This is a genomic window from Bradyrhizobium sp. 159 (assembly GCF_023073795.1).
In the GTDB taxonomy this organism is placed as follows: domain Bacteria; phylum Pseudomonadota; class Alphaproteobacteria; order Rhizobiales; family Xanthobacteraceae; genus Bradyrhizobium.
On record NZ_JADPKE010000081.1, the window covers coordinates 175,311 to 191,652 of the forward strand.

The window sequence follows — 16,342 nt, forward strand, 5'->3', positions numbered from 1 at the left end:
GAGATACCGCGCGGCCGAGTCAGGGAGGAAACGCCCCGAAGGGCACTGAATAGGAGCTCGGCAAGTAAATGAACTCACTGGGAACTCCAATCTTGCGCGAAACGTCGTCAGATCGTGCAAGCGGAGATCGGATACTCATTTACCTGGGAGGATTGGAGGCGTTCGCAGCCATATCTTGCAGTTTTTGTGCGCAGATTTCGTCAAGTTCGCAGCAACTGCTATCGTGAAGCGTTTCTCGCGAGAATATTCGCTTGCGTGCTGTTCATTGAGGCCATCGAACACTCGCTCGGTGTACGCGTCCGTACCCTCGATAGCTCGGTTTCAGGATCAATCTAAATTAGTCAGCGCTCGTCAACGAGCGGCAGAGAAACGTTGAGCTCGGCGATTTAGCAGGATAGCTGCGCGACAGTGCGAACCAGCATCGGGCGCGTCCGGACAAGTCATTTGAGGGCAAAATGAGCAAAGTCGCGATCAGAAATCGTTGGACATCATCACCGCGTCGCGGATTCCACGTTGGGCTACTCGAACAGCTGGCACTGACGGGGATTTCAGGAGTCATTGTCACAGGCGCAATCTGCACTGTCGCACGCTCTACGGGAGCGTGGCGCAACGTGAGTCGAATGCCAGCAACGAATTCAAAGGTCATGTCGTATCGTTGTCATAAACCTTCTTGGAATCCGGGCAAATTGCAACCGAATTCGAGCGCAAGCCCAGTGAAGAATCGATCAAGAAACATGTCGACAATCATTAGCGCCAGCTCGCAGCATCCAGTCGTATTGAGGGATTCGTGACCGATTTGCGCGACGATGACCCCATGAAGGAGGCGACCTCCCTGCGGTCTGTCATCAATCTCTATGCACACGCTTCCAGAACGTGGTCTCGGCCCAACGAAACCTTGGCTTCAACGAGAATTAAGGAGTTCAAGGCAAGTTACGAATGGCCGTGCGCGCAGTTGAGCATCGGGTGTGCGAGCTCAATTAGCCTCAGCGCGCGATATTGATGCTGAAGATGCGCCGCCACGAGAAAGAGTTCATGTAACGCGGCGAGGACAAAGCCATCGCGATGAAAATCGTCAAAAAGAGCCTCTCCGGGGCTGGATTCCATCACGGAGGTGGTTCCTCGGCACTGGCGTGGCGGAGCAGGAGCATCACAACTATGCGCCATGAGGAGGACACGGCCGCGACGTTTCAGGTAATCAACAAACAACGGCAACTGTGGTGAAGTTCATAGTCTTGGAATCAGCTAGTAGTTCATTCGAAAGTTTCAGTGTACTTCCTCGTGCTACCATTCTTTGCGCCTTGCTGAGTCGCCAAGTGTTGGACGCAACGACCACTGCGCTTTTGCGTGCTGTTCTTGAGGAGGTGTGCGAGGGTCTGCCTCGCAACGAAACCGGCACTCGGGCCCATGTCGCTTCCAAGATCTTGGACGCCGCCAACAGAGGTGAGATCACGGCGGACCGCCTTAGGCAGGTCGGCATGGAAGCTCTTCGCTCTGCGCCAACAATGTGGCGGTAGGTGCGGACAACAGTGATAGTGCTAATGTGAACTTCCAAGTCACGGTGCTGAAGATCCTTGTGAGCTACCCGGACGGGTTCGCATCGATGCCGGACCTCAAGCGAGACATGGCCATTTTGGCCACGAGCGGTCCCGATTGGGCGGCGCGCACCAAGAGAATGGGCGCCCGCGTGCCCGAGCTCGACCTTTTTTCGCAGCGACTCGTCGAGCGTGTGAATGGAGGGTGGCGCATCACGGACAAGGGACGAGCGGTGCTCGAACTGATGGAGCCGGGCCCTAGCACCCCCAAAGTCCAGGCCAGAGGACAGGAGAGCTCCTGAGCTGCCATCGCCAGTGCCGGCACGATCCCATTCTGTCGAACTACGTCGGCGCCAGCCTGAACGACCGGGGCCGCGCCGGTCCTCGAAGAGCCGAACGTGCGCACCGCATTCTTAGACCGACTATCTAGGCGATTAAGGCCGCGCCCGACGATCAGGCTGCCGAAGGAGAATTTTCGATGCCGTTGTGGAGTTCGAGCTTTTTATTTGGAGAGCTGGAACGAGAAGTGCTGATATCTCAGCACATATCAGGGAAAGGTGCTGTTGCTTCGATCAGATCCAAGATCCCGGGATGGCAGTGCGCCATTCATGTATGGACCTCGAGTTTCGGCGCGTGAGCCGTTGGCTGGAGCCACGGCGCAGGCGCGGCCAAGTGGGACGGAGTGCCTGGGAGCCTCGCCGCCTCTCCGGCAACAGTATCTGAGCGCTGATGCCGCTCGGCATAAAGCGATCGATGGCCGACACGCTTGGTTCGCATTGACTCACGTCAATTCGCTCCCGCCTCGTTCTTGAAGCATCCCTCTTAGACCGTCGTCCGTGAACAACGCCTAAGGTGCTGATCAGGAATCGGTTTTCCGGACGTTGGCGCGTTTCGGATTGCAGGCTTTGATAGGTTTGAGCATCGGAAGCCTGCAACTTGCAGTTTGAGATTCCGTCGAATCGCGAAAGCCGGATTCGATGGCCGCATCGGAGGAGCCGATGCGACCGAAGAAGCCGAAAGCGACCGAAGAAGGCGATCTATTTCGTGCCAGGCTCGACCAGATCATCAACATGAAGCACGAGCTGGTGCAGCTCGCCGGCAAGGTCGACTGGGATTGGATCGATGCGCAGATTGCACCGCTGTACAGCGACAAGGGGCCGCCCTGGGATCGAGACCCGCTTCGTGGTTGGGCTGCTGCTGCTCAAGCACATTTATGACCTCTCCGACGAAGTCGCGTGCGATCGCTGGGTCCATGATCCGTATTCCAGCACTTCACCGGCGAGGCGTTTTTCCAGCATGAGTTTCCGCATGAGCGCTCGGATCTCAGCCATTGGCGCATGCGCTTTGGTGCAAGCTCGAGCTTCTGCTGGCCGAGAGCCAGAGGGTGGCGCACTACGCCGGAGCACTGCGCAGGCGCGATCTCAAGCGGGTCACGGTGGATACCACGGTGCAGCCCAAAGCCGTCACCTTCCTGACAGACGGCAAGCTGCTGTGCGAAACAGCATCACCCAGGGTCTTGCCAGTCCGGACAGGGCTCGGCCGAGGCGCGCCGAAGCAAAAGGTCTCTCTCCGATCAGCTCCATGAGCTTGGCTTGTGCTGCGCGAGTTAAGTGCCACTGCGCCAACTCGGCACGAAAGACTGGCTGAGCTGCCTCCGCGCAAGCGCAGAGTAACTGCTGGCTAACGAGGCCGCCGCAAGACCAACCTGGACTCTCACGATCTCCGCCGGCCGATGGCCCGTCGGATCTGATTGACCAGATAAGTCCCCCAAATGATCATCATGTCGCCGACACGTTCCGCGCGCTTGCTCTCAAGGAACGTTGACCGGCGGCATGGCCGCGGTCGGGCGCAACACGAAGCGTTCTTGCTGCTGCCCGCGCGCCGCCAAGATGATTGCAAAAACCACAAGGAAAATCAGAGACCCACGCATGACCAAAAACTACTGAACCCCTCACATCCGGGCCAAACGACACGCATCGCTGGCAGGATGTCGCGCCGCTCTTCAGGTGCCGTTTGCTGAGCCGAAAGCAATAGCGATCATTCGTGCAGTAACACGGCCGAGTAGCCTTGTGCGGTGCTCAAAAAATGCATTTTCGAGGCGCAACAGCCGGAATTATGTGCGCAATCAGGATAAGAACTGACCGCGCGGGCGCAGGAAAGGGGCCCGGTTGCAATTCAGGCCGCAACTAGGGGCGCTCATGCGCGAGCATGATTTTGTTTCCGGCCGCCTCCTGGGGGTGACCGCCGCGGGACTTATACTCCTATGTTCCAGCCTATTCGCCTTCGTCTTCTTATAGAGCTTAAGCAATTTAAGGCCTCGTATCGCCTCTGACGCCAAAGACCATAAGTTTTTTCGACTGCCGACTTGCCACCTTGGCCAGCTTGATGTGCCTCGCGAAGAGCTCTTCTGCTTTTTTTCTGCCGGAATGACTTGAAGGCGCCGCTGAGCGGTGTGATCCTGATGCTTTTGGAACAGTGCGCAGGCCCTTGGGCTGCTCGGAGGCACAGAGCAGGGCGACGCCGCTGCCCAGGACGATGCCCTGCTCGATAGCCGCGCGGGTCGCATGCATCGCGTCATCAACGCGATCCTTGCGCTCCTTCGACTTCGGTCGCGCCGCCAACGCGGATCACCGCGACGCCGCCGAGCTTGGCGAGACGCTCCTGAAGCTTCTCAAGGTCGTAGTCCGAGGTGGTCTCCTCGATCTGAGCCTTGATCTGGGCCACGCGCGCCTCGACGTCGGCCTTCTGCCGGCGCCGTTGACGATGGTGGTGTTCTCCTTGTCGATCATCAACTTCTTCGTGCGACCGAGCATGTTGAGCGTGACGTTCTCCAGCTTGACGCCGAGATCTTCTGAGATCGCCTCGCCGCCTTCGCTTGATCCGGGTGGCGGCGCAACCAAGGCGCTCGAATTGAGGGAGGATTAAGTGCTGATCTATCTCGACAACAACGCGACGACACGGACAATCCGTCCATCCTACAAGCCATGTTGCCGTTCTTCTCCGAACAGTTCGGCAATGCCTCCTCCGCCCATGCCTTTGGCCGAGAGGATGCGGAGCCGTGAAGCAGGCGCGTCGCAGCGTGCAAGGATTGTTAGGGAGCGCGCATGATCACGAAATAGTCTTCACATCCGGCGAGAGCGAGGCCAATAACACCAAATTCCTTTCTGCGCTCGCGACGCAGGAGCGCCGCGACGAAGTCGTCACCTCCGTCGAGCATTCCGCCATCCTTGCGCTGGTCGAGCAATTTGGCGACAACGACCGTTAAGACGCACGTGATCCCTCTACATTCATACGGCCGGCTCGACATCCGGGCGTTTCGATGCGCGCTCGGACCGCGTACTGCGATCGCGTCTGTTATGTAGGCCAACAACGAGACCCGGCACGATTTTTCCGGTGGAGTTTCTAGCCGGGTGACGCGAGAGGCGGGCACGCTGTTTCATACGGATGCGGTGTAAGCCGTAGGCAGCTGCCCATCAACCTGAAGGACAGTGCCATCGACATGCTGTCGCTGTCCGGGCTCAAATTGCACGGTCCTAAGGGGATCGGCGCGCTCGATTTGCGCAAGGCACAAAAATTCAGGCCGCTGATCTCGGGCGGCACACAGGAACGGCGGCGCCGCTGCGGAGCCGAGGATATCCCGGCATGGTCGTCGGGCATTGAAAAGCCGCAGAGCTTGCGGCGGCTCGGCTCGAGCCGGAGCGCTTTCGCATTGGTGCATTGCGCTACCGCCTCCAGCAGGGGATTTTAGCCACCTCCGACTGCATGGCGCTTGGCGATATCAGCAACCGGCAACCAAGTAGGACAAACATCGCTTTTGACCATCTCGAAAGCGACGCAATTCTCCACCATCTCAATCGTGCGGGCATTGCCGCTTCGCTCGGATCAGCCTGCGGATCCTGCTCAATCGAGCCGTCGCATGTCCTGCACGCCATGGGCTTGCCGGAGAAGAGCCTGCACGGCGCGGTGCGCTTGCCCCTGTCGCGTGAGACAACCCTCGAAGAGGTCGACCAGGTCGTCTCCGTACTGTCAAACATTGTGGCTCAGCTGCGCGCCAACTCGCGGGAGCATGCTAAACCACGCAAGTATACATCGCGGTCCAGAAAATTGACCTCATGAAACTCTTGAGTCGCCGCTCTCTTGATGCGGGCCGTTCGCAAGAAAGCTCTCGAAGAGCCGATCGTGGAATCCGAGTATGAAACGCTCTCGCGCGGTTGGATCAGAATGGCCAATGGCTGGATGACGATCTGCCCGAGATGGCGAGCGACACGCCGCTGCCGATCACAATAAATGCCAGGACGCGGGGGAGGACGGGCGGACTGATGAAGGCGCTCCCGCGAATTGAGTTTGTCAACGCAGCCGACGCGAAGGTGATTCTTACCGATCTTGCGGTGAGGATGAGAGCCTAGCATTGTTCCGTATCTCGGACTTGGCCTCGCCGAGTTGATCGGACCACATATGCCAATGACACAGGAGGCCTTCTGCCTTCTCCAGCAAAGTTGCGCTACCGCGCCAGGCCAAAGGCAATGTCTGGGCGCCGGCGCAGAATGTCGAGAGCGACATACATCGCTCCACCGTGACGGCTTTGATGGTCCAGGCGTTCGCCCGCCGGTGGAGTCGACACCACTGCATCATCATCTAGCATCCTTACTGCCGGTGATAGTCGACTCTTGGTACGACGGCCCGATGCGGACGGCACTCGGTCGACGGATGGGGTGAGGTGCAAAGTATCGCGCGCTCCGGCATCCACGTCGATTGCTGGTATCCAATTTACGATCCGGCGAGCCAAAAGGTTGATCATGCCTCGGCGACCCATTGGCCTACTGTGCTGCGCAAGCCGCACGGAGCGTGCTGCCGGTCAAGAGCTTTCTGATTACTGACGCTGATTATATTGAGGTTCTGACTGCAATCGGCATCCAGACACCAGTTCCCAACCTCATCAAGGAAAGGCGGAACGGACGGAGCTTCCTCTTCTTCGGCTGTCTCTTCAATGATCGGCTTTTTGCTATTTATGCGCGGCAGATCACCAAACGCTCGGCTGACGTCCATTACGCATGGTCGATCCGCAAGCACTCTCGCGCAACGAACTCTACTTTCTGATCGAGCAACATCTGACACCGATCGCGATATGACTCCCGCACGCGATAGAGATGTTGAGCGCCAAGTAGCGGCGCGAAGTGGGCTGCTCGCCGCGGTCCGCTAGTAGGAAGAGGTCGCATCGCAAACGACGGGTGCGGGTTGGGAGAATTCACGCGAGCTCAATGAGAACCCAGCGGCCATCTCCGTCACAATTGCGACGCCTGTCGCATTTGCGACGTGTGAACTGTCGCTGACGCGTGCACAACTGTGCGGATCACGGCTAGCTAACTCATTCACAGGGCGGGAATGGCATCGCCGTCCGAGATGGCACGCGAGTTGCTAACTCTCGTTCTGTGGCCACAGGCTGGTCGCCATGGCCACACTTGGTAGAGAATTGAATATGAACGCTGTTGCCGGACGCGGAAAACATGTCAAAGATGCTGAGGATAGCGGCGGGATGCGGGTCATCGCCGATTATAAGGGTTCCCGGAGCTCTTCGAAGAATGGCAAACGGAGCTATGGGTCACAGGCTGGCCCAGGCGATCTGCCGTCCGAAATCTGGAACAAAATTAGGACTCATCCCTGCTAGAGAAGAAGCTCATCATCATTACGCTCGCATCCATGTCGCAGTAGCGCCGGCTTGCAATATTCAATGCAACTACTGCAATCGTAAGTACGACTGCGCCAATGAATCGCGTCCGGGTGTTGGTAGTGAGAAGCTCACTCCTGAGCAGGCGGCGAGAAAGCTGCTCGCGGTCGCCACCAGAATTCCACAGCTGACTGTGCTCGGTATCGCCGGCCCCGGCGATGCCTTGGCCAATCCGAGAACGACTTCTCGTGCCACTGATCTCCGCGCCCGAGCACGGCACAGCATTCGGGCTCAAAGGCCAGCGAGGCCCGACCAGCGCAGGAATTGGCGGCCCTGCAGGATGCTTGTGAAGGTCAGATAAAGATGATGCGGCATTGCCGCCATCGCCGCGCTGACGCCGTCGGCCTGCTCGGAGATGATCGCAGCAGCGAGTTCACCATAGAGAAGGTCATGGCCATGGACGTTCAATATGACTTCGAGACGCGCAAGGCTTATCAGGCCAAGATTGAGGATGAACCTGCGGCGAGGATCACGACCAGGCAGGGAGAGTTAGCGGATCCGGCACGTCAAGCGCGGCGACGCCGGTCAAGCGTCTGGCCGCGGTCGCAACCAAAGGCTCGGGCCGAGCTCGCGCAGCGGCTTTCACCTCATTCGGTAACCTCTCTGAACCGCGAACCTGAACGGCATGCCCGCTACGAAGTGGCGATTCGCCTCGCGGATGACGAATCGGCATGTCTCATCGCAGACGAGGACAATATGCTGCAGAAGAGCACCTCTGCTCGCGTCTCCGTGCTCCCTGCAGGTTCGCGAGGGGGCGGTGCATGAACATGATCGTTCGCGACAGTGATGTGGTCCAGCTAAGCGGGCCGCCCGCGTTCAGCTTCGGCGAAAGGGTGCGGGCCAGCAGTACCATCCGCAATGACAGCACCCTTCGCGGCAAGGAGATCGGCGACATTCTGGTCAAGAAGGGCGACGTGGGTTATGTCGTTTCCATCGGCACGTTCCTGCAGAAATTCTATATCTACGGTATCGAATTTCTTGAAAGTGGCTACCGCGTCGGCATGGGGCGCAAAGAGCTCGATCCGGTCGACGAGGCCGTAGATGATCTGCCATTGCCGGAAGTGGCTGTGTCATGACAGAGCCGCGCGTTCCAAAATATCGATCGGGCCAGCGCGTGAAAACCGCAGTCAATCTCATCAATGACGAGTCAGTTGCTACTTCGCCGCCTGATGGGATCCTGGTCGGCGCCGGTGCTATCGGCGAGATCGTCCGGGTCGCAATGCATACCGAAGCGAGCGTGCCGATTTATCTTGTAGATTTTGGTGAGCGGCTGGTCGTTGGTTGTCTTGAAGAAGAGATCACAGTCCTTTGAGGGGATGTTCTCGCAATGAGAGTGTCGAGAGAGGTACCGGTCGGGCTGATCGCGCATCCGAACGAGCTAGATCGCAAGCGGATCGAACGTGCTTTGATCTCGCGCAAGCACTATCGCTATGTCTTGCCGAGTGTAACGCCGGTAAAGGCTGGCTATCTCATTGAGAGTCCCTGCTGCTCGCGCAATATCGACAACGATGGCGGTCAGATCGATGTCGCGCTATTTCATTACGATGCCGTGAGCGGGATCTGGAAACTGTTCTTCAAGAATCATGCGCGAGGAAGCTGGAAATTTTACAGCATTTTCCACCGGCTTGCGTCGGCTATCGACGAATTGAACACGGATCCCGAGCGGCTGTTCTGGCAGTGATGCTCATTGGCAACAGCCATAAGGAATCACAATGGCGCTCGCCACAGAACAATTGATCGAAATCGAACGCCTGCTTGCGACAGCTGACACAGACACTAGCGTCGTTGCTGACCTAAGGCGCCGCTTTCCGCAGCTCACCTTGGTTCGATGTGATGCGTCGGATCTGTCGCAGCAGCCATTCCGACGTCTTCCGCAGTTTGACCTGCATCTCATCGATGGATCTGACCACTGCATGCAGATCACGGCCGACCAGGCGCGAGCGACTGGATTAGTGCTGGCTAGAAGGCATGTTGGGCGGTGATCGGCACTGGACCCGCAGAGAATCGCCTCGATGACGCGGAGGCGGTGAATGCAATTCCGCTCTCGGATCCTGATATCATTGTTGTCGTCTCTCTGCCGTCGAAGCGCTATTGTGTTCGCAGCGAATTTCCAGTCGGTCGACGACTGAGACGCTCGGACCAGCTTTCGCGGTCTATGTTGGCTCCAAGTATGGCGTTGCGGTTCCAAGCGCACGATTGGGCTCCTGCTTGGCCTGAAGGCGCTCGGTATCGAGCGGAGCAACAGGTAATCGCCTCCTCGTATTCGTTCTCAAGCCGTCCATACCCATCAATCTCGCGGACGCACGGGCGGAGTTTGCCCACATCGACTGTTGGTCTGAAACGAGCTCAGGGCAATGCCGAAGAACGTATGAGGCCTAACACACGGGCGATTATCGCCGCCAACCCGGACCGCCCACCTGGCACCAATGCGGGTGCGAAGTTCAAGTCGCGACGCGGGACCCACCCAAACGGGACGAAACTGAACACGTCACAATCGAGCAGCCCACCGGTCTCTAAACCTTGGTCAAAAAAAGGGAACGATATGAATCCGCAGATCATCATTCACGTCCGCTTCGCCCCGAATGGCAGGGTGATCCAGATCAGCGAGTGCCCGACGAGGCTCACGCCCGACCAATGGTTTGATGTTCTCAAGGCCCGAGCCGACTCTGCCTATCGCTCACGGCCCCGTGGTCGTGGCGTTTTTCGGCTGACCCGGGCGGCAGTTGATACCTTCAAGCAACAAGCTGTGACGCTGGCATGAGCGAAGAGATTCATCGATATCGTGGCTAGCCACGAAATCGAGGTGTTTGCAGGCTGTCCAGCCGATGCGATCGAGCGGGTGGCGCCAGGGAGTCTGTCGCAGATCGAAGACATGGCGACGGCCTGCCGGTTACAATTCTTCTGACTTTCGGCAATGACACGATTATGTCAATCGTTGCTGGCACGACGGGGTCTGGCTTAAGATCGGTTACTGCGCGTTGTTCTCCCAGGATCGGTCATGATTCAGAAACAACGGCACGGTGCGACCTTGGAGGTCGACAGTGGGTTTTGCATCGGGCCCCGTAATGGACACGCGCTTAGATCGGTTGCACTCCACGCTGTAGTCGACAGTTGGGTCCGAGTGTCCGGGGGTCCGTATAGTCGCGATCCGTCGGCTTTGCAAAACACCCACGTGCCGGCGGTCTCGTTCCTCCGATAACCGATCGACAGGCCTCGTCCGATTGATACCAAGACGGGCGTTTTGCGCACCGGCTTGTCCAGCCGCGCACTGCGGCTTTCGAGCGTCTTGTCGCTGATGCGCCTGACCATCGCCGAAGCCTCAGCTTCATTCCGAAAGTGTCCAGCCGGAGTCCAGTGGACAAGGATGTATACGGGACTGATACTGGCGGACGCCAGCGCACTCGAATCCTAGAGACGGCCGGCAATTTGACGATCTCTATAATAGGGCGTCGTTTCCTTTTCTCAGCTGAACAAGAACAAGCTTCGCTCAGAAGCATGCCTTGGCCGCGGGAGGAGCCCATGGGAGGGAGACAAAAGCTCGCTAGCATTTCTTTCCTGCGGAGCCTTTAGCGCCGTCTACTTTTCGAAAGCTGTACAAGCGGAAGACACCGCTCAGCATATGTTAGGATGAATCATCCCGTCTACGTTGCGATACGCGAGAAACCGACAAGTCTGAGTTGGCAGCTGACTTAGACGGTTGCGTCCTACAAGGGATACTTTCCCAAAATTACCCAGATGCTGAGTTCGGGCGCCGCGACCAATGCGACCTCATCTGGAATAATCACGATCGGGGCAGGGCCGCGCCTCATAAGGTCGAAGCAGGACAGTTCCAGTCATCTCCAAAATGCTGAGCGAAAAACACCGCGTATCCACGGACGACGCTGGGATAAAGGTCTATCGCTCCGATCTCATCGGCAAAGGCTGCCGCAGAGCCGGAATGACCTCGTGGGATTGCTCATGCCCTGCATCGGAAGAGAAAGGTGAAGCGGGTTATGGCATGAGCTACACCAACGCAGCCTTTAGTTTCTGGTGGACCCGCTGGAACAACAACTACGAAGTCTTCGCAGCAGATGGCTGGACGCCCGATGATTGGTGCGGCCTTTCTTGCAGGCGGCGAACACTGCGAGGACCATTCTCGGATCCTATTATCTGTTCGAGGCGCATTGAATGTTCTTGATGACCTGAGCGAGCCCAAAGACATCTGACCGTCAAGAAAATCCGCTTGTTGGACGCCTGCTCATGCCAAATGCAAGGAAATACGCCTATGGCCGCCTCTTCCCAGTCGCACCGGCTTTCACAACCGGAGTTCTTGCCCTTGAGGGGCAGCGCCGCGTGCTCGAATGCATGATCGACGAGCGCGCCGATGGATCTGCATTCTGGCTCATTGTCCCGAGCAGTTTCTGTTTTCGGAGCAGGAGTGCGATATATCGGTTGATTTGTCCCTGGCTCATGTGGGTAGTCGCAAGGCGGTCATGATCACATGCAAACATTTCAGCACGCAATTTGCAATCGAGCGCGTCCGCTATGCGGCCGCGCGTGGCGCAAGCCTTCTGATGCTGATGCCGCCCTACCACGGCGTGAGCCTCAACGCAGACGCGCCCTCGATGCTCGATCGTTCGGCCGTATCGCAGATACAGCCAAGATTTCGATCCTGGTCCTGAATGCGCTGCTCAGTGGCGTGACGTTAACAATGTCCTTTCTGGTGCGCCTTGCCCGGGAGATGCCGCGCTTTAGTTATTTCAATATCGAGGTGCCGTTTGCCGCGGCGAAGCCGCTGACGTTGACTGACGCCGGAGGAGAGGCAATCCTAAGCCCATTCGACGTAGAGGAAGACATTTCAATGATGCCAGTTCTCGATGCTGATGCGAGCGGGACGATACCGGGCGCGCTGCTTCTTGATCTATTGCGTCCAGTGATCGATCATCACACGACGGGACGCAGGCGGGAAGCCGCCCTGCCTATGGAAGAGTGCTGTCGTTAGTCGGTTTTGAGAGCCGCCAGTGTGGCCTGCGCGCCGCCACGGGCGACGACGTGACATAGCTGAAGGAAATTCACCCCGCACTAGCTGGAGGTCAATCCTATGTCCTCCATTGGTGACGCTAAGCCGCCCACATGTCCGCTCCCGAAAGGACTACGTTCAATCAGCTGCCAGGGATCAAGAGAGATGCCGTACAGACAAAGTCACCTCCACCAACAGCGCCGTGAGGAAAAGAGCTGTAGCGGCTTATTGGAATTAGGGGAGGCGACGCAAGCCGACCGGGCGCGCACAAGGCCGGAATCGGTGGTTGGCTGTCGCCGATAAGGTTTTGAGCCTTTCAACTCGTCAGTGCGCGCATTGTCGGCTGAAGACGTGCATTCGTAGAGGTGCTAGGGAGAAGGTTTAGAGATGACCGGGACGCTCAATGGCACTACCTCGCATGCCTGGAGGAGGCGGTCGCGCTCGAGAGTCCGCAATGCAGCCACGGAAATCGACAAAATCGATGCTCGTCTTCTTGATCTCGTTCAACGCAACAATCGCCTGAGCAGTGAAGAACTCGGCGCGAAAGTTGCCCTATCTGCATCCGGAGTTCAGCGCCGACTTAAGCGCCTACGAAAAGAGGGCGTGATAGAATCAGACGTCTCAATCATTTCGCCAAGGGCGATCGGCCGAAACGTGACTATGCTGGTCCTCATTTTCTTTGAGCGCGATCGAGCCGACATCATTGATCGCTTTAAGCGGGGGATCCGCACTATGACGGAGGTGATGAGCGGATTTTACGTCACGGGCCAAGCTGATTTCATCCTGTTGGTGACTGCAAATAATATGGAAGAGTACGAGCATTTCACCCGACGCTTGATAAATGAAAATCCAGATATAAAGCGCCTCGAGACTGTAGTTGTTCTGGACCGAGTCAAAGCCGGTTTCATTTTACCAATGGAGTCGTTGGCATGCTGGTGACCAATCTCGCCGTGACCCTTAACGGCCTCATCTTGGATCAAGCATAATCGCTTTCCGCGCTGTGAGAGCGGTAACGACCATCTCGCACTCTCGGCCTGGGTCGATGCGGTCCGATTAAAATGAGGCGGCTTTCCAGCACTTCCATCTGGCTCGGCGCATGCTCCTCAACAGCAATGTCCGAGGCTAACACTATGAGGCCGCGCTTGTTGTGCGGTTTCGGACTGCCGAACAAGTCAGGTCAGGTTCAAGACGCCTTGCGCGATCGACAGGTCGCTGATTTTTCTGGCATAATCAGAAGCTTTATTCAGCAAGGCGCTGGTACGGGATTGCTGCAAGCGCTCGTCAAGGACGAGCGTCAACGCAGGCTCGCAAGAGCGATCTCTCCTTTTGAACCCGGACTGGTTCGAATGGCGCGCTACTTATCGGTTGATAGGAAGATTGATACAATCGCGCTCCCAAAGACGGCATGGGCAGTTCGATCACGTCCCAGAATACGCCGGCAGCAACACGGGCAAAGCTCTAACTGACGCGGGCGTCGGCGGCGTCGAGAGGCCAAAAAATTGAGGTGGGAGACGATCGGAATATCGGCTGAGTGAGGACGGGTACCCCAACTGGCGACGTCGCTCCGGCTCAGCACCTCTATTAACTTCCTGGAAGAGTGCGGCACCTGTGAAGACATGGACGACATCTTGTGCGAACCGTCGACATACGTCGACTACAACGGCATTTGCGATCTGATTCGCAAGTTCAAAGCGCAGGAGATGTAAATCGCGATATTTGGTGAGAGGATGGCAATGTATGCCGGCAGCAGCATTTCAAGAGGCATTCCGAACCATGCCAGCTCTGGTGTCGTGCAGCTCGGCGGTCTGCTCTGCAGACCGAGAAGGAGGCGCATGGGCCGAGAAACGCTTGTGAGTGCCGTTCTGTTGAGCTCTCTTTCCTTCTCGTCCACGGAGCGTTCTCTCCCGTTTCTGAGGTTCAAATGACGCGTTCTAATGCTTCTCCTTTCAAACTGCGCGAGCATCCAGAGATAACAGTCGGCGAATCCTTGACTTACCAATACCGGAATTGGGCCCCCTATCTCCCTCCTGTGCAAACCACACGGAGACCAAGCCGACTTGGAGGGCAAGCGACAGTTGGGTTGTCGCAGATTAGAGCCCGACATTTGCGCCGTACCGGCATTCATAATGAGGATCCGCGGCATCAGCGACCTCGGGGCAACGTTATTCGACCGAAAGGCGCCGAAATGATCAACTCGCAGCTGCCGTGTTCGCATCGACGCGGTGACGCGTGGGGTTTTCGCGGCCCTCAGCGGCCACGCCTACGGGGCAAAGGAAATGCCAAACCCGATCGAAATCTTCAGTCGCCGTCGTTGTGCTGGCTTGATCGTGTAAGCCCCTTCAGCGCGAAATGCTGGATCTTGCCCAACGCCGTTCGTGGCAATTCTTCCGTGAAGAAAATTTCGCGCGGCACCTTAAAGCGGGCGAGCTGCGAGCCTGCATGCGCCATTAGTGCTTCCGCGTCAACTCGAACCCCCGGCCGCCTGATCACATAAGCGATCGGCACCTCATCCCAGCGCGGATCGGGTCGACCGACAACGGCGCAGTCTGCGACATAGGGATGCTCCATAAGCGCGCGCTCTACTTCCGCCGGGTAGATATTTTCTCCACCGGAAATTATGAGGTTCCTTGTGCGATCATGAACCCAAAAGTATCCATCGGCATTGCGGCAGCCGATGTCACCGGTGAGATACCAGCCATTGTGCAAAGGCTCGCGCGTTGTTTGTTGAGCGCCCCAATACCCGCTGAAGACATTGGGGCCTCGTACGGCGATCTCGCCCGGGCTGCCTGCCTGCAACTTGTTGCCGGTATCATCGAGAATAGCCGCTTCGCAGCATAGGCCGGGCAAGCCGCTCGAGCCCTTACGCGTAAGATCGCCGCCGAGCCTCGTATAAACAGCAATAGGGCAGGTCTCGGTCGAACCGTAAACCTGCAGCACTGGCACCCCACGTGCGACAAAGCGTTCGATAAGGTGCTGCGGGACCATCGTTGAACCGGTGCAAATTGCCTTCAGTGAGGAGAGGTCCGTCGTCCGCCACTGAGGATGGTCGGTTAGGAATTGCATCGTGGTAGGCACCAACGCAGCCAGCGTAGGTCTGTCGCGTTCGATCGCAGCAAGCGTCGCCTCGGGCGTAAATCGCGTGTGAATGGTGACGGTCGCGCCGTGATGCAGCGCCGGCGTGGTCTGGATATTCAGGCCGCCAACGTGAAACAGCGGCAAGACTGTCAGGACATGATCGGTCGAGCCGAGGTTATGCATGTGCTGACTCATAATTCCATTCCACAGCAACGCGTCTTGACGCAGCACAGCGCCTTTCGGCCGCCCTGTGGTACCCGAAGTATAGACAATCAGAAGCGGGCAAGACAGGTCCGTGTGCTGATTGCGATCGTCGCCTCGGCCCTGGTCTACCAGGCAGTCCCACTTACTCCCGCCGAGAGGCGAAAAGTCCAAACCCGCAACAAAGGTTTCGGGCAATTGCCCCGCCAGAGCTGGTAGCAGCGCATCAAAGGCCTGTTCTAGAACTAGCACTTTGGGACCGGCGTCGGAGAGGATGAACAACTGTTCCGCGACCGTAAGCCGCCAATTTAATGGAACGAGCATTGCGCCGAGTCGCGCGCAGGCATAGAGCAGGGCCAGGTAGTCGGGCCGGTTGAGGCCAAGGATCGCGACGCGGTCGCCTCTCTCGATGCCGAGCTGATGTTTTAGAGCACGAGCGATTTGCTCGATCCTTTGAGTGAAGGCGGAGTAGCTTAGGGTGCCCCCGTCGAAGTGGATCGCGGGTTTGTCGGGAGTAAACGACGCGTTACGCTCAATCAGTGTGCAAAGATCCACCTTTGTCCCCCTTTCGCTCAGGTTCGCTACGTACTTGCAAAACTGCTTAAACCCCTGACTTCCTGAGTCGTTCGGAAGCTCTCGATCGCGATCAGATCGCATCGGATGGCCTTCCCGCGAGCAGTCAAGCGATCTCAGTCGTAAGCATACGGTCTTGCTTTCAATTACCCACAAATTCTCCTCCGACCACGACACCTAGCGCTATGTCGGTGAGGCGTGACAGCCCGCGCCACATGACGGTATTGCCGGGTGGCG

Annotated in this window: 12 protein-coding genes and 6 pseudogenes; 14 read left to right on the forward strand and 4 right to left on the reverse strand. The window is 57.6% G+C overall.

Going from position 1 to position 16,342, the window contains the following annotated elements; genetic code table 11:
* Window positions 1-930: 930 nt before the first annotated feature.
* Window positions 931-1,107: a hypothetical protein gene (locus IVA96_RS22375; protein WP_247278007.1), complete on the reverse strand. Its 177-nt coding sequence runs from the start codon at window positions 1,105-1,107 to the stop codon at window positions 931-933.
* A gap of 206 nt (window positions 1,108-1,313) precedes the next feature.
* Here IVA96_RS22375 and IVA96_RS22380 point away from each other — a divergent pair, with 206 nt between their 5' ends.
* The 3 genes and pseudogenes from IVA96_RS22380 to IVA96_RS22390 all read left to right on the forward strand — a co-directional run.
* Window positions 1,314-1,514 carry a hypothetical protein gene (locus IVA96_RS22380; RefSeq protein WP_247278006.1) on the forward strand — a complete coding sequence of 67 codons (201 nt, stop codon included), beginning with the start codon at window positions 1,314-1,316 and terminating at the stop codon, window positions 1,512-1,514.
* 26 nt (window positions 1,515-1,540) lie between these two features.
* A pseudogene (locus IVA96_RS22385) lies at window positions 1,541-1,783 on the forward strand (hypothetical protein); the annotation flags it as partial.
* Between the two features lie 747 nt (window positions 1,784-2,530).
* A pseudogene (locus IVA96_RS22390) lies at window positions 2,531-3,111 on the forward strand (transposase); the annotation flags it as partial.
* An 895-nt stretch (window positions 3,112-4,006) separates the two neighbouring features.
* Here the strand turns inward: IVA96_RS22390 and groEL are convergent.
* A pseudogene (gene groEL / locus IVA96_RS22395) lies at window positions 4,007-4,402 on the reverse strand (chaperonin GroEL); the annotation flags it as partial.
* Window positions 4,403-4,457: 55 nt separating this feature from the next.
* Here groEL and IVA96_RS22400 point away from each other — a divergent pair.
* The 11 genes and pseudogenes from IVA96_RS22400 to IVA96_RS22450 all read left to right on the forward strand — a co-directional run bounded on the left by IVA96_RS22400 (window position 4,458) and on the right by IVA96_RS22450 (window position 13,195).
* Window positions 4,458-5,648 (forward strand): annotated as a pseudogene (locus tag IVA96_RS22400) (aminotransferase class V-fold PLP-dependent enzyme).
* Window positions 5,645-5,836 (forward strand): annotated as a pseudogene (gene nifT, locus IVA96_RS22405) (putative nitrogen fixation protein NifT); the annotation flags it as partial. The pseudogenes IVA96_RS22400 and nifT, both read left to right, overlap by 4 nt.
* Window positions 5,837-6,344: 508 nt before the next feature.
* Window positions 6,345-6,629, forward strand: a complete 285-nt coding sequence (locus IVA96_RS22410; RefSeq protein ID WP_247278005.1) for an SIR2 family protein — start codon at window positions 6,345-6,347, stop codon at window positions 6,627-6,629.
* A 379-nt stretch (window positions 6,630-7,008) separates the two neighbouring features.
* A pseudogene (locus tag IVA96_RS22415) lies at window positions 7,009-7,820 on the forward strand (hypothetical protein); the annotation flags it as partial.
* A gap of 198 nt (window positions 7,821-8,018) precedes the next feature.
* Complete coding sequence (locus IVA96_RS22420) at window positions 8,019-8,333, forward strand: nitrogen fixation protein NifZ (RefSeq protein ID WP_247278004.1); 315 nt, start codon at window positions 8,019-8,021, stop codon at window positions 8,331-8,333.
* Entirely contained in the window at window positions 8,330-8,569 is a 240-nt protein-coding gene (locus IVA96_RS22425) for a nitrogen fixation protein NifZ (protein ID WP_247278003.1), read from the forward strand. The genes IVA96_RS22420 and IVA96_RS22425 overlap by 4 nt, the downstream gene beginning before the upstream one ends.
* Window positions 8,570-8,584: 15 nt before the next feature.
* Window positions 8,585-8,938, forward strand: a complete 354-nt coding sequence (locus tag IVA96_RS22430) for a DUF3024 domain-containing protein (protein WP_247278002.1) — start codon at window positions 8,585-8,587, stop codon at window positions 8,936-8,938.
* 31 nt (window positions 8,939-8,969) lie between these two features.
* On the forward strand, window positions 8,970-9,239 hold the full coding sequence (locus tag IVA96_RS22435) for a DUF6129 family protein (RefSeq protein ID WP_247278001.1): 270 nt from the start codon (window positions 8,970-8,972) through the stop codon (window positions 9,237-9,239).
* 560 nt (window positions 9,240-9,799) lie between these two features.
* Window positions 9,800-10,018: a hypothetical protein gene (locus IVA96_RS22440; RefSeq protein ID WP_247278000.1), complete on the forward strand. Its 219-nt coding sequence runs from the start codon at window positions 9,800-9,802 to the stop codon at window positions 10,016-10,018.
* A gap of 1,719 nt (window positions 10,019-11,737) precedes the next feature.
* Window positions 11,738-12,238, forward strand: coding sequence for a hypothetical protein (locus IVA96_RS22445; protein WP_247277999.1), 501 nt, complete (start codon window positions 11,738-11,740; stop codon window positions 12,236-12,238).
* 405 nt (window positions 12,239-12,643) lie between these two features.
* Complete coding sequence (locus IVA96_RS22450; protein WP_247277998.1) at window positions 12,644-13,195, forward strand: Lrp/AsnC family transcriptional regulator; 552 nt, start codon at window positions 12,644-12,646, stop codon at window positions 13,193-13,195.
* Between the two features lie 233 nt (window positions 13,196-13,428).
* Here IVA96_RS22450 and IVA96_RS35630 read toward each other — a convergent pair whose 3' ends face one another.
* Together IVA96_RS35630 and IVA96_RS22455 are read right to left on the reverse strand one after the other, a co-directional pair.
* Window positions 13,429-13,554 (reverse strand): hypothetical protein, encoded by a 126-nt coding sequence (locus IVA96_RS35630; RefSeq protein WP_256464600.1) that lies wholly within the window; start codon window positions 13,552-13,554, stop codon window positions 13,429-13,431.
* A 1,000-nt stretch (window positions 13,555-14,554) separates the two neighbouring features.
* Window positions 14,555-16,087 (reverse strand): AMP-binding protein, encoded by a 1,533-nt coding sequence (locus IVA96_RS22455; RefSeq protein ID WP_247277997.1) that lies wholly within the window; start codon window positions 16,085-16,087, stop codon window positions 14,555-14,557.
* Between the last annotated feature and the right edge of the window lie 255 nt (window positions 16,088-16,342).